Origin of the sequence: Streptomyces sp. NPDC051913 (assembly GCF_044593635.1) — a bacterium.
Taxonomy (GTDB): domain Bacteria; phylum Actinomycetota; class Actinomycetes; order Streptomycetales; family Streptomycetaceae; genus Streptomyces.
This window is the reverse complement of record NZ_JBIUCI010000021.1, coordinates 79,481-93,606: the sequence shown is the minus strand read 5'-3', so window position 1 is coordinate 93,606 and position 14,126 is coordinate 79,481. Positions and strand designations below refer to the sequence as shown.

Here is a 14,126-nt window from a genome sequence, read left to right as displayed (position 1 = left end):
AAGCACGGTTGGGCTGCGTCACCGCCGCGTCACCTGCGTCACCGGGGGGGGTGACGCAGGTGACGCACGATGACGCAGAGGGTTGGGCTCTGCGTCACCGCCTTCTGTACTGGTCAGGAGCCGTTTTCCGGCGTGGGTGACGCAGGTGACGCAGCGTTCCCCTACTTAGGAAAGAGAGGGGGTGGTGTCTGTTGTTGTGCGCGGCTCAGAGAGCGAAGAAGGAGCCGCTGCGCGGCACGTCCGTCGGGCGGTGCTGCGCACCGAACAGCAAGAGGAGCACCCATCGCCGCGTCGCCCCGGGTGCTCTTCTTGCTGTTGTGCGGTGACCTCGGGCTCAGAACGCCGTTTCCTGCTGTGCCGCGGGTGCTGGTGCGGGTTCGGTGAGTTCGATGTAGCGGGCCGTTTTGGTGCGTCCCCAGTCCACGACCAGGCCGCGGGCGGCGAGGGTGGGCTGAAGGCGCTTGAGCCGGTCGGAGAGGACCTTGCCGGTGGTGGGCCATCCCTTGGGCAGTGGGCGGCAGTCCTCGCCGCTGTAGAGCCGGGTGAGCAGGTGCAGCCACTCCGCGGACGTCATCCGCTCCTGGGCCCCGGGTTCCATGTCGGCCGCGTACTGGAGGACGGTCTGTGCGAGCAGGTCGCCCTCGATGACGTCGTCGTTGAGGTCGTCCAGCCCGGCCCGGTAGGCCGCTAGCGCGCCGAAGCCCATGGCCTGGTCAAGTTGTGCGCACAGGTGGGCGAAGTCCGCCATGCGCAGGTCGGTCGGTGTCTCAGCGGTGGCGGCGCGGACCTTGACGGTCAAATCCAGCAGGGATCCGAGCATGACGGGCAGAGCCTCGGCGTACTCCGTCCACAGTTCCGCTTCGGTGCGCCGCACCTTCGGGCGTTCCAGGCGCAGCGGGAGGAGGCGTTCGGCGAGGTCGGGGCGGATGACGCCGACGTCGATGCCGGTCAGGAGCAAGGGGCGGCGGTAGCGGGCGCGAAAGACGTCCCCGTCGGTGAACAGGGCCCGCTTGACGGACTCGGCTCCGGTGACGATGCAGCACATGGCGTCGGACAGGTCCGGGTTCATGTGGGACAGGTTGTCCAGCGCGGTGACCCATCCCGCGGCCACGGCCGCGATCAGGTTGTCCTCGTCCTTCGGGGCCCGGCGCAAGTCTCCTGTCATGCCCTCGATGAGCCGGATCAGCATCCGCCCGGCGGTGGACTTGCCCGCGCCCTGGGGTCCGGTGAGGAAGGGAGCGGGGACGGGCACGGAGGGTTCCAGGCAGCCGACCAGCCAGGCCATGGCCAGGCACTCCGTTTCGGCGTTCACGAAGTTGCACAGCCGGAACAGCGCGTCGATGCCTTTGCCGTTGGTGTCCTTGACGGGCAGGGGGAGTTCGCCGGTGAGCTGGGTGCGCCGCCAGCACACCTCGCTGGGGTCGGGGACGGCGATGTCCCAGCCGGTGGGGTGGATGCGGACCGATTGGCCGTCGTTGCGGCCCAGGTCCAACCAGGTGGCCCCGTCCAGGCCCGGGGCGACGCGGATGTGAACGGGCTGGACCTGCTCGGTGAGGGCGAGTGCTTCGATCAAGTCGAGTGCCTCCTTCATCGCGGTGCCGTTGAACGTGCCGAGCCCGTCCTTGAACAGGCCGACCATGAGTTCCTGTCGGTGGCTTCCGGTAGTGCCCTGGGAGCGGATCGGGCGGGCCACAGGGTGGCCCGTGCGCTGTGCGTAGACGGTGCCCTCCGCGGTGCGGAAGTAGCGAAAGCGCTCCTGCGCGTAGTCCGCGATGACCTTCCGGGCCGGGTTCTTGTCGTCGTCGTTGTCCATGCTCAAAGCCCCAACCGGGTGCGGGCGTTGGTCCACGCGTCCGTGCAGTGCCGGGCGGTTTCGCCCTTGGTCTGAGCGGCGGTGAACAGGCGGGCGATGTGGTCCTCGGTGAGGCACCCACACCCGCCGTGCGTCGAGAGCACGGCCAGGAAGGTGCGATAGACGGTGGAGTGGATCGCGCTGCGGGCCTCAGTGATGCGCTGCTCCGCCATGGCGATCCCACGCTCCAGGAATGCCGGCGTCCAATGCCGGCACTCCCCACCCCCGACCGGCGCGGGAAACCTGACGGGCACCGGGACTGCGGGCTTGGCTGCGGTGAGCGCGCGCACCACGTCGGGCAGCGCGACCAGGGTGCCGGTGCCGGACCCGAGCCAGCGCGCGTAAGACATCGTGGACTTGATGTCCACCCCGGGCCGCACACCGTTGGCCGACGGCATCGTCCCGAGATAGAGCCAGTGCTCGCCCCGGGTCGTCGGCACGGTCCGGGTGGTGGGCAGCGTCTCGTGGGCCCACGCGATCGCGTCGGCGTTGTCGCAGTCCACGACCGTCAGGCCCGCCCCGCCGGGGTGGTAGGCGATGGCCGCGGCGCCCTGCCAGGCGCTCGCCCATGCCGGCGAGGTGATGACGCTGGTGTCGGTGGTGGCGGCGGCCCAGCCGTGGCAGGGGGCGGGGCAGGTGCAGGGGCCCGGGGTCTTCATGTGCGGGCGCCCGCCGCAGGAGGTGTACAGGCAGCCGGGGCAGTTGGCGAAGGGCACCTTGCCTTTGCGCAGCGGCAGAACGGGCAGCCCCTCGGCCGCGAGTTGGAGGGCTATGCGCAGGTGCTTGCTCATGCTGCGGCCTCCTGGGGTGAGGTGGAGGTGAAGCAGCCGCAGCCGCCTTCGTCGAACAGGTCGAGCTGTTCGGGCTGTTCTTCGATGCGGCGGCGCAGCGCGGCCAGCGTGAGCGGCTTCGTCTGGCCGCCTCTGCGGTCACGCAGGATCGACACGTCTTTGCCGAGAAGGCGCCGCATCTTCCTTTCCGCGGCCTCGGCACGGGCATACCGCTCCGGGAAGATCTCCAGCAGCCGCACCCACTGCGCCTGGCCGCCCTTCACGCAGGCGCCGCCGCAGTTGTGCGTAAGCAGATTGTCCTCAAGTGTGAAGAGGTGACCGTCCGGCACGACCGCGCACATGACTTCCTCTACCTGGCCTGTCGGCGTTACGGAGACGACGGTCCAATCGGCCGGTCGGGGTTGCGACTTGGCGGCGAGGAATCGTGCACGGTGCTCCGGAACGAGAAAGAAGTCCTCGCGAAGCGTGCTTGCCAACAGCGCCACTCGATGCAAAGCGCTGGGCTCGCTTCCGTACCCGAGGCGGTGCTCGGTACGCACTCGACCTGTCGCGATGCCGATCCGTGCAGCGACATCCCTGACCACTTTGAGGTTGGTGAGGTTGGCGGAACTGATGGTTGCGGATCCCTTGCGGACGCTCCCGTCAGCGGCGAAGTACCCAGCAAGCCAGCCGTACAGGTAGGACTGCGACTCATTGAGCGGCGGAGGCTGCTTCCACGACCGCGGCAGGTCGAGAACGATGACCTTGTCCGCCTCCTCCCTTGTGCGGCAGCCAGCGAAGAAGGGCAGGAGGGCTCGGTCTTTGCCCCCGCAGAGATAGGCGCGGGCTGGCTGCACTTGACCACCCTCAAGGTGAGGCGCGGTTCCGTCGCCGAAGGTGAAGCCGGCCATGATGCCGATCGTGGACGGAGTCACGTTGTGGCGCACGTGCCCGTACATTCCGGCGATGCGTGCTCCGTTGAGCAGGTCGAGCGTGGCCTTGAACTGGTAATCGGTACGGCCCGCAGCCTTACGTACAGGCCAAAGATGATCTGCCGTGGCAACCACCGTCTTCTCGTCTGCGTACCGCCGGAGTTTGATCTCGAAGGTCGGCTGCTTTCCGAATGACTTGACGCTTGCGTCGCGCCATCCGCCGCCACGTCCGAGAACTCGCACCTTCTGGCCTTCACACTCACGCAGAGCCTTGATGCCTTTGTCCGTGATGAAGCGGGTGTCAGGGTGCAGACAGTTGTTGTGGGCGAACCCGTACCGATACAAGCGCGGCGTGGGCAGACCAGCAGCCCGCGCTTCGGCGAGAAGCTGGTGCTTGTCCCAGTAGGGCGGGCGAGTGAGCGGCGCGTCGACGGGCCAAGGAGCCCAACCGTCATTGATGGAAGGCATGCGGTGAGTCTCGCTCCAGTCAACCCCGACGTAGACGACAGCTGAAGCCGGGTCGGTGTTGGCGGCCAGCCAGTCCCGGCACGGATCCTGCTTCAGGGCGTGCGAGCACTGGGCGATGCGGGTGTTGCCGAGCCACCGCTTGTCTTCGAACACCTGCCACGGGTCACGGCCGTCGGCGACGCGAGTGATCGGCACGCCAAGCAGCGCGCTGGCCTGCTCATTGAACGTGTACAGGTCCTCGTCCTCGACCAGCGTGTCGGCGAACAGCAGGACCGTGCTGCCCACGCCGTGTTGGGCGACGACGTGGCGGGCAGTGGCCCATGAGGTGATACCGCCGGACCACATCACGACGTGCGTCACGTCGCGGTGCAGCGTGCTGGCTGCTCGCCGAATGTCGGTGGGTTGGGTCATCCTGGATGTCTCCAGTTCCTTGAAGGTGACTGGGTGGACAAGGGCGGCCCCGCTTCTTTGGCGAGAGGGAGGGGCCGCCCTTGGCATAGCTAGCTGTGGAAGTGGCTGCGCTTGATCACCGCCTTGCGGATGTTGACCGTGGTTCCGCCTCCGCCGCGGTGACCGGTGGTGCCGAAGATCTGCACGGCGATCCAGCCGCCGAATATGACTGCGGCAAGGGTGATGAGCTGGGTGATGAATGCGGTCAGGGCGGCGATGAACGAGGTGAGCAGGACCAGCCCGCCGCACACGGAGCCGAAGCCGATGCCCCCGAGGGCGATGTTGGCCGCGGTGCGCGATACGCCCGGCCGGTGCTCAGCCGGCGCGGGGGTGGGGGCTGGGGTGAGGGTATAGCCGGTGACGACCCGTCCGTCCGGCAGCACGATGGACTGCACGGCGGGCGCCGGGCCCGGCTGCACGGGTACGAGGGGACCGCTGGGCGTGTGGGTGGGGATCGGGACGGGGTGGTGGACTTCGACGGCTGTGGGCCGTTCAAGGTGGGCCACGGGTGATCCTTCCGGGTGTGCCGCGGGCCCGCGCCGGGGTGTGGCGTGAGCCCGTGCGGGTGGGGTGTCACGTCAGGTGTCAGGGGGTGTCACGGAGGGGCGTCACGCGTTTCTGACACCGGGTTTGCCCAGGGGTTTGGGTGTCAGGGGGCCGTGACGGTGTCAGGCGTCAGGGCTGGTGTCAGGCGGCCCGGGGGGTGGGGACGATGCGCCACCTGCCGGTGGTGTTCGTCGCCTCCAACCTGCCGTCCTCCGCGGCCTCTTTGAGCCGGGCGGAGACCCACGGGCGGGAGAGGTGGTGGCGGTCGCACCAGTCCAGGAAGTCTTTCGGGCCCACGATCATCTGGCCCGCTTCCTCGAACTCCGCCAGCGCGGCGGCGAACAACCGGCGCGCCTCCTCGGGAGTCGGCTTGTGCCCGCCCTCCTGCACGAAGATCGGGGCGTCGTCGCCCTCCTCCGACTCCGGCAGTTCGGCTTCGGGGTCGATGTCCGCGTCCTCGGGATCGACCAGCGGCCCGGTGTCGTCCATGTCGTCCTCCTCGTCGCGGACGATCCGCAGTCCGGTCGTCGGCTGGCTGTCGTCAGTGCTGGCGGGGGTGCGGCCGGTGTAGGCGCGGCCGGCCACGGCGGAGGCCGCGCCGGCGGTGACCGGGTCGGCGACCGCGCCGTTGGCCTGCGCCCACGCGGCCAGACGTTCCATGACCGGCACGGCCCGGATCGTGAAGCGCCGGGTGCGCGCCGGGGAGGCGTAACGGTCCTCGGGGATACCGGGCGAGACGACGTAGCAGTAACCAGGTCGCCGGTTGCCCCACGCCCCGGGATGCGCGCCAGCGTCGATGACCGCCTCTGGCAGCGAGAACCCTTCGTCGCGCGGGTCGCAGCCGAGTGCGATCACGGACGGCAGGGAGGCGCGGGTGGAGGTGGACATCTGGTCGTAGGAGGGACGCTGCAACGACACGATCAGCGAGATGCCCGCGGAACGGGCTTCCTGCGCGATGCCGGTGAACGCGTCATCACCCATGTTCCGCAGGGTGTTGGCGGCTTCCTCGAACCAGGCGACCAGGAACGGCATCCCCGCGCAGCCGCACGCCGTGTCGTCGGCGCGGCAGGAGTGGGCCGGGTCGTTCTGCACCTCGGCCGCGGCGGGGACCCACTGGCGGTAGCCGTGGGAGCCCAGCCAGCGCGTACGTGCCGGGATGACCGCTTCCACGGCCGCCACGAGCACTTCGGTCTGTGAGCCGCCCTCGGCAGCCCAGTCCAGGCCCGGCCGCAGCGGGGCGAAGTCCTGGAACGCCTTGGGGTCGGAGAACCAGACGATGACGTCCCGGCGGGAGAGAACCTCCGTCAGCAGGTTCAGGGCGGCATCACCCTTGCCAGAGCCGGTGCCACCTGCGACCAGTCCGTGAGTGGAGTTGCGGCCCTTGTCCGGGTCGCCGGGCAGCCACATCACGAGCGCGGAACCGTCGTCGTACCGCCCCAGAACCAGCGGGTCCGCGATCGAACCCCCGAGGTTGGAGGGGCCCTCCCACTCCACGACCTCGGCGAGCATGTCTTCCGGCACGATGACCAGCTCGCCGCGGCGAGCGGAGCCCGGATCGGGGGTGTAGCGGACGGCGGAGGTCGGCAGGTCCAGCGCGGACGCGATCAGGGACAGAGCCTTGGTGACGTCGTCGTTGGTCTGCTCTCCCGGTTGCAGCGCGAGCGGCGCGGTGACCCGGTTGGGCTCCACCTTCGCCGCCCCAATCTGCGCCCGCGCCAACCCCACCTTCGCCAACAGGCCCGCGTCCGAACTGCCCACCACACCTTCGGTGTTGGTGCGCAGCACCACGCGGACGTTCCAGGACAGGGCCAGCGCCGGTCCGCCCATCAGGTACAGGTCGTCGACCGGACCGGCCGTCGGGCCCGCGAGGCAAGCGGCGGTGACCCATGCCGACCCGCACGCAACCGTCACGGCGGAGTGCAGGCGGCGCTGTTGGGTGGTGTTCTTGCCTGCCCACCAGGTGGCGCCGGTCAGAGCCACCGAGGCGAGGGTGAGGCCGACGCCGGCTGCGGCATTGTCCGGCCAGCGCCAGTGCCCCAAGGCTCCGGCCACGCCGGTGGCGCCCAACACCAGCCACGGCGGCAGATGCGGCTTGGCCTTGTGCAGCAGGTACGCGCGCACGGTGCCGTTCTCCGGCCCGCCGTGGGGGTCCATGACCATGCTCTGCGTGCCGTCGGGGTAGTAGGCGGTCATCTGGTTCTGTGTGCGGGCCATGGCCCGACCTCCTTACTGCTGGTCCCAGTTCATGACCGGCTGCTGCGGACGTCGGGCACGGTGGCGTACCCGGTTGATCTCTTCCTGGTACTCCTGCTGGAAGGCGGAGTAGCAGGCGGCGGCGTTCTTGGCGGCGTCGCGCAGGCCGTCGGCGGACTTGCGCATCTTGCGGGCGACCTTGCGGGCCCGGATGCGGGAGCCGAACGCGCGGCCCTCGGGGTCCGGCACGGCCGCGAGGACGCTTTCGAGGATCTCCGCGGCCATCGCGACCTCGATGGAGAGCGTCACGCCGGCCGCCCGCAGCGTGTTGCAGTAGTTGCGCACCAGGGCCGGGGCGCCGAAGTCCGGCGGCGGCAACAGGGATTGGCTGCCGGACCGGCCGCCGGCCGCCCGGGAGCCGTTGCGGTTGTTGTTGACGGTTACGTTGATGGGCGGGACGAACGAGCCGCCCATCGCGCCGACGAACCCGCCCACGGCGGCGCCGGCGTTGGTGAACTTGTTGCCCTTGTTGTTGGCCGCGCCGTTCGCGGCTCCGCGATTGCGGCCATTGGCGCCGGCATTGCCGTTACGCGTAGGGGTTGCCATCAGAGCTGGTCTCCTTGGGTCAGTGCGTACGGCGGACGATGAGCCACGCGGTCTGAGCGACGATCAGCACCAGCAGCCAGGCCAGCGGCAGGGCACCGGCCCACGGGCCGAAGCCGGCAGCGAGCGCGGCCCACGCGAACGTGAGCGTGGCGAACACCGCGAGGGTGATGCGCCAGGCGAGCGTGGAGCCCGGCGCCGGGTGCGAGCGCTGGACGACGGCGAACCAGATCGCGGGGGCGAGCGCGGCGGGGGCGAGCACGAGAGCGGACCACCAGGCGATGAGGTGCAGCAGGCCGGTGACGACCAGCGCCACCAGGGCGATGCCGGTCGGGGCGAGCGCGTGGCGAGCCATCCACAGTCCGCGGCCCACGAAGCCGAGTGCCTCGCGGGTCAGGCTGGGGCGTTCGGGGACGACGACCACGAACGGCTGTGCGCCGCGACGGCCGCGCGCACGCGGAATCTGCACGGCGGTGACGCCGGCGGCGGTCCGGACCTTGCGGGTACGGGTACGACTAGGCACAGCGAAACTCCTTGCTCGAAGGGGAAATTCAGGCGGCGCGCTGTTCGTCGTCGGGATAGGCGCAGGGCACGCACACCCCGAGCGAGACGGGGATGACGTAGCCCGCGTCCGTGCGGCACTGCGGGCAGGTACGCCGTGCGGTGTTCGCCTTGGCCAGCGCGGCGCGCTTGGCCGGCGTCATCGGCCGGACAGGCTTGGCCCGGTCAAGGCGGTAGAGGTAGGCGACCAGCGGGCCGCGCCGGTAGCGCGGGCGCAGGACCTGCGCGGCGACCGGCTGACCGCCGGGGCGCAGCCCGCGTGCTCTCAGCTGGCGGAGGGTGGCGTAGCCCTCGGGAGCGCACCGCCAGGGGAATGTCGGTATCCCGTGGCGGGCGCCGTTGGGGTCGAAGCACTCGGCGAACGCGAGCGACATGACCGCGTCCTCCCGCTCAACCGGCGAGCGCTGTGGGGAAGTCGGCCAGGTACGGCTCACGGGCCTTGACCCGGCTGCGCGCGGTGCGGGCCGTCGACTCCGACGCCCCGAGGCCCGTCCCGGCCATGGCTGTGGTCATGCGGGCCGTACTCGGCTGCGTGAAGTCGGTGCCATACAGCGCCCGGACCAACTGGTCGACCCGGTTTGCGTACACCACCGGCATGCACAGGTCGACGGCCGTCGACGTCGGGGCGACGGGCGCCACCTCCTCCTCGACGGGCGTCGACGCAGCCACCGCGGCCAACGGTTCCGGACCGGCGGAAGGCACGGGATCGAGAGCCGGCGGCGTGGCCGCGGGCGGTGCGGGGTGCGAGGCGTCGACGCTGCCCATGACGGGCGTCAACGGTGCTTCGACGCCCGTCGACGCCGGATTGACGACCGTCAACGTCCGGCGGGTGAGGTACGCGTGCACCTGCCGCATCAACGCGCCGAACGCGAGCAGCGCCGCAACCGGCGGGACCGCCGCCACCACGTAGTCGAGGGCGTTCGCGTCCTGTCCGACCCCGGCCACATTCAGCGCGATAGAGGCGCCGTCCCCGGCGGTGACCAGCGCGATTGCCCACCAGTCGACCCGGTGGACGAGCGAGGCACGCAGGATCAGAAGCTCACCGATCACGATGAACAGATCCACCGTGGCGGGCCAGGCCCACGAGCGGGCCACCGCCTCCGCCATACCGTGCCGAGCGGCAACCTCCTGCAAGTGCTCGTACGAGAGCCAGAACGCCACCGCGGTCAGCACCACCGTGAGCACCGCGGCGAGCGCGGTGATGGCGCGCTCCACGCTGACGGGCGTCGACGCGGTTTCGACGGGCGTCGACCGTGCGTCGACGGTTGCCGGGACGCTCATGCCGCACCCGCTTCCGCGAGCACCTTGGCGGCCACGTCGCCGTAGCCGACGAGTTCGAGTTCGGCGCCCGCGTAAGCGACCGTCGCGCGCAGGACGGCCGTACGGCCGTTGCCCTGCACGTGATAGTCGACGTGCCCGGGAGCGACGCTCAGCGCCTCGCGCCAGGCTTCGAAGTCGTGCAGCCCGGTGTGGAGCGCAAGCTCCAACTGGTCTGGGTAGATGGGCGAGACGTTCACGGTCGGCGCTGGCAGGTGCCCGAAGTCTGCGGCCAGCAGGCGCAGCACCCGCAGGGGTACGGCCAGGCCGTCCAGGGTCAGGTTCGTGTTCACGCGGCGACCCCCGTGCGCAGGCTGCGGCGCAGGGCGGCGGTGGGCAGCGGCGTCAGTCGCAGCAGGCCCGCGTCGTCCAGCGTCTTGGCGGCCACCTGCACCGCGCGGTCCAGCAGCTCGGGGTCGTCGGCGAGGATGTCGCGGGCCGCGTCCAGACGCGCCGCGCGCTCCTCCTCGCTCTCCCCCTCGACTCCGAGCCACAGTTCAACGGGGGTGCCAAGGGCCAGTTCGAGGAAGTCGTGCGCCGTGTCGGCCCGGTGGCCGGAGACGTAGTTGCGGATACGCATGGCGTACTCCTGAGTCGAAGGGACGGAGAGAGTCGGGGGCCGCGAGACGTTGGCGAGAGGGCGGCCAGCCCGAGAAGCGGCCAACGCCGTAGAGGCGGCGGGCCGTAGCGCCCCGGCCGGGAGTCGAACCCGGACGTGCAGACCAGCGGGGCGAGGAGCGAGAGACCGGCTTCACCGGCCCGCCGTTGCCACGGCGGGCCGGTCCTGAGCCGGTAGGTCGGGCGCGTCATCGTTGCTGCTCTGACGCCAGCAGGGCGGCGCGCACCAGGTGGCACCCGCCGGGTTGACCTCCCGTGAGGAAGGGATGATCCCGGCGGATGTTCTCCACAGCGGGTACGCAGGGAAGTGGCCGCCGGCGGCCGTCACCCGGGCCGCCGCGGGGACGGGGAATCTCACCCCGTCGACTTGGCACGCTGTGGAGTTGTCAAGGCACAGACGTTTCCTTCGACCCGTTTCACGGGGCCTCCGGACGTTCCGTAATGCAGTACCTGTTTTACAGGTACTGCATTGGGTTCCGTCAAGCGCTTCGGCGGAACCTCTTGGGCTTCGCACCGGGACTTCTTGGTGCACCATCAGAATCGGTGCAGGTCAGGGGAGTTGGTCACCCCATGCGTGGACAGCTCGGGGAGTTCTGGCTAACGTCAAGACGTCCCTAGACGTCCCTCGGGGGGTACAGATGTCCAACGAGCGCTTACGGTCTGCCCTGTTGGCCCGGAGCATGACTATCCAGAGCCTGGCTGACGCCATCGACGTCAACCCGAAGACGGTGGAGCGCTGGATCACGCAGGGCAAAGTGCCGTATCGGCGCCACCAGTACGCAACGGCCGCAGCCCTCCAGGTCGACGTGACGATGCTCTGGGACGACTCCCGTACGCAGGACTCAGCGGCCGACATGAGCAAGGCCGAGATCGTCACCGTCTACCCGCACCGGCACACAGTGCCGTCGTCGCTCTGGCGCGAGATGTGCGAGCGGGCAACGAAGCGCATCGACATTCTCGTGTACGCCGGCATCTACCTCGCCGAAGATCCTCACTTCTTCTCGACGCTGAAGGAGAAGTCCGAGAGCGGCGTGCGCATCCGAGTGCTCATGGGCGATCCAGAGTGCGATGCCGTGATCCGGCGAGGCATCGATGAGGGGCACCGCATCATGGGCGGCAAGATCCGCAATGCGCTGGTCAACTACCAACCGCTGTTCACCAGTCACCCCGAGATCGAATTCCGCCTGCACGACACCGTGCTCTACAACTCGATCTACCTTGCCGATGACGAGATGCTGGCCAACACGCACGTCTACGGCATCGGTGCCTACATGGCGCCCGTCTTCCACCTGCGGCGACTTCCCGGGGGCGGCCTGTTCGACACCTTCGCCAATAGCGTTCAGCAGACCTGGGAAGGCGCCAGGCCAGTGACAGAACGCGACATCACGGGAGCTTGAGCATGGGACGCATCGACTACCTGCACGACCCGGACGCCCCGCCGGCCAACTCGGTCGTGCCGTCCGTCGTGGCGTTCGTCCAGAACGACGCGGGCCAAGTGTTGATGATCCAGCGGTCGGACAACGGGCGCTGGGCGTTGCCCGGCGGTGGACACGACGTCGGGGAGTCCATCAGCGACACCGTGGTGCGCGAGGTCTGGGAAGAGACCGGCATCAAAGCGGAAGTCGTCGACCTGTCCGGGATCTACACCGACCCGGGCCACGTGATGCAGTACGACGACGGGGAGATCCGGCAGCAGTTCAGCATCTGCTTCCGCGCGCGACCGGTCGGCGGCGAGATCCGTACGAGCAGCGAGACGACGCAGGTCCGTTGGGTCACCCCAACGGACCTGGAGAAGCTTGACGTCCACCCCACGATGAGGCTCCGGATCGAGCACGCCATGGATCGGACGCGTCCTGCGCCCTACATCGGCTGACGCTTGGTGGTGGACACTCGCTCCAGCACACGGGACGTGCACGCGAGGATCTCCGGCTCAGCGCGCCGAATGAACGTCCCGATCAGACTGTCCGGCCCGTACCGTCCTGCGATCTCGTTGACGCGATCGATGGGGTTCGTGGGGGTGCCGTCCGGCGTCGTGTTCATGTCGCAGTAGCAGAGGGCGTCGTTCAGGTGCGCGCTCTCGCGGGGGAACTCCCCCTCCAGCTCCGCGCGCAGGCCGCGGGCTTCGGCTTCCATCCATGCGCAGGAGTGGTGGGCTACGAGATTCACGACGCGTTCGTCGGCGCCAGCGACGTCCCGGAGGTAACGGGCGCCATCGAGGGGATGGAAACCGGTCTTGGCAAGGTCGGGCGCGTAGCCGATGTCGTGCAGGACTGCCGCGGCTTCCAGCAGCTCGGCGTCGTCCCTGAGGATGAGCGCGATGCTGCGCGCCCGCTCAGCGACGCCCAAGCAGTGCTGCCAGCGCCGCGGAAGCGGCTCCGCGAGCAGGGACTCCGCGAGGGGGTAGGCCCACTCCGTCAACGTCGACAAGCTACGAACGCTCCTCTCGGTTCGGCACAGCGCGGACGGTCCGCACCTTGCCCTGACCTTCACTCGCCAGCACGCCGGCGGCTTCGAGCTTGTCGAGAGCCTTGGTCACGGTCGGTCGGGAGACCTTGAACCTGCCCATCAGGTCGGACGCACTGAGGAACTTAGCCCCCACCTCGAACCCCTCGGTCGCGATGATCTCAGCGACGCGCTCGTCCAGCGGGCGTGGGTCGACATGCTCGCCCTCGCGTACTACCCGCCACCGACCGCCCCGCACCGGCTCGGCAATCCCATTCGCCTGAAGCTCCTTGAAGGCGCGGAGCACCACCCCGCGTGATACGCCATGCTCCCTCATGAGGTCGCCGGCGGCCGGAAGTCGCGTCATCTGCGGGTCTGCCTGGAGCTGGGACTTCACCACCTCCGCGATCTGCAAGAAGGTCCCTCGGGGACTGGCCTGCTGCGACACTCGCTCTCCCCTCAGTTAGCGAAACTTCCTACTCCAGCTTCCCATGCCTCGCGCCCTCGAAGATGCTGGTCAGACTTCGTCGGTTTGCCAGCCTGATGGATCCTTCTCTCCCTCATCAAGGCCCGCGCACGGCGCGGGCGCGCGCCGTGCGCGGCGGCGCGCTGCGTGCATGCGGGCGAAGAGCGGGAGAAACCCTCTGCGGCTGGGGCGGTCGACTCCGCGGCTTTAGGGAAATGAACGGGCCTGAACAGCCCGGCATCACGCTCTGACCAGCACGCACAGACTCGTTAGCGGGTGAGGCACGCCGTTATGTTAATTCCACCAAATGTGCGGATCGCTTCTTTCTTCTTCAGTAATGGTTCTGTCAGCGCCATGCAGGCGAGCACCCCTAGTAAAATAGTCAGAGTTTATCTTCCAGTGAGGCGCATAGAAATTCCGAAAGATGAAGTCTACGAATTTCCCTACGCGTAGAGGTGCCGCGCACGCAATTCGACAGTTAGTGCTATTGATCGTCAAATGGGCTGCTGGATGCCCCGGGGCAGCGTTATCAGGATCGAAATCAAATCGCACTGGAGAATGCAACACCATGCTGGTCGGGTCAGTCTCTATATGCAAATCTACGACATCCAGCACGGCGTCACGCAGCAGCATTTCCGGATCAACACGATAGGGGCACGGGACGTACGCGAGTCGGTGCCCAGAGATCCTGCCGTCACTTACTTCATATGTGATCTGAAGTAGAGATCCATCGAAGAGCAAAGCAGAGTAGGCGCCGGACTCAACCCAGTTCCGATAGTCTTGCAGGCTTGGATCCTGTCTACTTACGAGAAAGGGACGATCGGAGTGCACGGAATGCCAAGAAATTCGATTTCCGGAGATTGAAACCTGATTTCGGTACAGCGATATCCCCGCTCCGATTAGAAAGT

At 68.5% G+C, this 14,126-nt stretch carries 16 protein-coding genes; 2 read left to right on the top strand and 14 right to left on the bottom strand.

Features of this window, described 5'->3' with window-relative positions:
* Positions 1–334: 334 nt before the first annotated feature.
* From ACIHIX_RS40765 to ACIHIX_RS40715, 11 genes are all read right to left on the bottom strand, one after another.
* The gene (locus ACIHIX_RS40765; RefSeq protein WP_399965573.1) at positions 335–1,813 is read right to left on the bottom strand and encodes an ATP-binding protein; all 1,479 of its coding nucleotides are present in this window, start codon (positions 1,811–1,813) and stop codon (positions 335–337) included.
* 2 nt (positions 1,814–1,815) lie between these two features.
* Positions 1,816–2,643 carry a bifunctional DNA primase/polymerase gene (locus ACIHIX_RS40760; protein ID WP_399965571.1) on the bottom strand — a complete coding sequence of 276 codons (828 nt, stop codon included), beginning with the start codon at positions 2,641–2,643 and terminating at the stop codon, positions 1,816–1,818.
* The gene (locus tag ACIHIX_RS40755; RefSeq protein ID WP_399965569.1) at positions 2,640–4,433 is read right to left on the bottom strand and encodes an LAGLIDADG family homing endonuclease; all 1,794 of its coding nucleotides are present in this window, start codon (positions 4,431–4,433) and stop codon (positions 2,640–2,642) included. Before ACIHIX_RS40755 ends, ACIHIX_RS40760 begins: the two co-directional genes overlap by 4 nt.
* A gap of 89 nt (positions 4,434–4,522) precedes the next feature.
* Positions 4,523–4,978: a hypothetical protein gene (locus ACIHIX_RS40750; RefSeq protein WP_399965567.1), complete on the bottom strand. Its 456-nt coding sequence runs from the start codon at positions 4,976–4,978 to the stop codon at positions 4,523–4,525.
* 181 nt (positions 4,979–5,159) lie between these two features.
* Complete coding sequence (traB, locus tag ACIHIX_RS40745; RefSeq protein ID WP_399965650.1) at positions 5,160–7,178, bottom strand: plasmid transfer protein TraB; 2,019 nt, start codon at positions 7,176–7,178, stop codon at positions 5,160–5,162.
* 66 nt (positions 7,179–7,244) lie between these two features.
* Positions 7,245–7,817 (bottom strand): plasmid transfer protein TraA, encoded by a 573-nt coding sequence (traA, locus tag ACIHIX_RS40740; RefSeq protein ID WP_399965565.1) that lies wholly within the window; start codon positions 7,815–7,817, stop codon positions 7,245–7,247.
* A 19-nt stretch (positions 7,818–7,836) separates the two neighbouring features.
* Positions 7,837–8,337 carry a hypothetical protein gene (locus tag ACIHIX_RS40735; protein ID WP_399965563.1) on the bottom strand — a complete coding sequence of 167 codons (501 nt, stop codon included), beginning with the start codon at positions 8,335–8,337 and terminating at the stop codon, positions 7,837–7,839.
* A 28-nt stretch (positions 8,338–8,365) separates the two neighbouring features.
* Positions 8,366–8,749: an RRQRL motif-containing zinc-binding protein gene (locus ACIHIX_RS40730; protein ID WP_399965561.1), complete on the bottom strand. Its 384-nt coding sequence runs from the start codon at positions 8,747–8,749 to the stop codon at positions 8,366–8,368.
* Between the two features lie 16 nt (positions 8,750–8,765).
* Positions 8,766–9,656, bottom strand: a complete 891-nt coding sequence (locus ACIHIX_RS40725; protein ID WP_399965559.1) for a DUF2637 domain-containing protein — start codon at positions 9,654–9,656, stop codon at positions 8,766–8,768.
* Positions 9,653–9,985 (bottom strand): hypothetical protein, encoded by a 333-nt coding sequence (locus ACIHIX_RS40720; protein ID WP_399965557.1) that lies wholly within the window; start codon positions 9,983–9,985, stop codon positions 9,653–9,655. The genes ACIHIX_RS40725 and ACIHIX_RS40720 overlap by 4 nt, the downstream gene beginning before the upstream one ends.
* Complete coding sequence (locus ACIHIX_RS40715) at positions 9,982–10,272, bottom strand: hypothetical protein (RefSeq protein WP_399965556.1); 291 nt, start codon at positions 10,270–10,272, stop codon at positions 9,982–9,984. Before ACIHIX_RS40715 ends, ACIHIX_RS40720 begins: the two co-directional genes overlap by 4 nt.
* A 718-nt stretch (positions 10,273–10,990) precedes the next feature.
* Here ACIHIX_RS40715 and ACIHIX_RS40710 point away from each other — a divergent pair.
* Positions 10,991–11,707, top strand: a complete 717-nt coding sequence (locus ACIHIX_RS40710) for an XRE family transcriptional regulator (protein ID WP_399965554.1) — start codon at positions 10,991–10,993, stop codon at positions 11,705–11,707.
* Between the two features lie 2 nt (positions 11,708–11,709).
* On the top strand, positions 11,710–12,183 hold the full coding sequence (locus tag ACIHIX_RS40705; RefSeq protein WP_399965552.1) for an NUDIX hydrolase: 474 nt from the start codon (positions 11,710–11,712) through the stop codon (positions 12,181–12,183).
* On the opposite strand, the gene ACIHIX_RS40700 is transcribed toward ACIHIX_RS40705, so the two are convergent.
* The 3 genes from ACIHIX_RS40700 to ACIHIX_RS40690 form a co-directional block, all read right to left on the bottom strand.
* On the bottom strand, positions 12,171–12,737 hold the full coding sequence (locus ACIHIX_RS40700) for an HD domain-containing protein (protein ID WP_399965550.1): 567 nt from the start codon (positions 12,735–12,737) through the stop codon (positions 12,171–12,173). The genes ACIHIX_RS40705 and ACIHIX_RS40700 overlap by 13 nt on opposite strands.
* 1 nt (position 12,738) lies before the next feature.
* Positions 12,739–13,167, bottom strand: a complete 429-nt coding sequence (locus tag ACIHIX_RS40695; protein WP_399965548.1) for a GntR family transcriptional regulator — start codon at positions 13,165–13,167, stop codon at positions 12,739–12,741.
* A 345-nt stretch (positions 13,168–13,512) separates the two neighbouring features.
* A complete protein-coding gene (locus ACIHIX_RS40690; protein WP_399965546.1) occupies positions 13,513–14,049 on the bottom strand; it encodes a DUF2290 domain-containing protein in 537 nt (178 codons plus the stop codon).
* Positions 14,050–14,126: the final 77 nt, after the last annotated feature.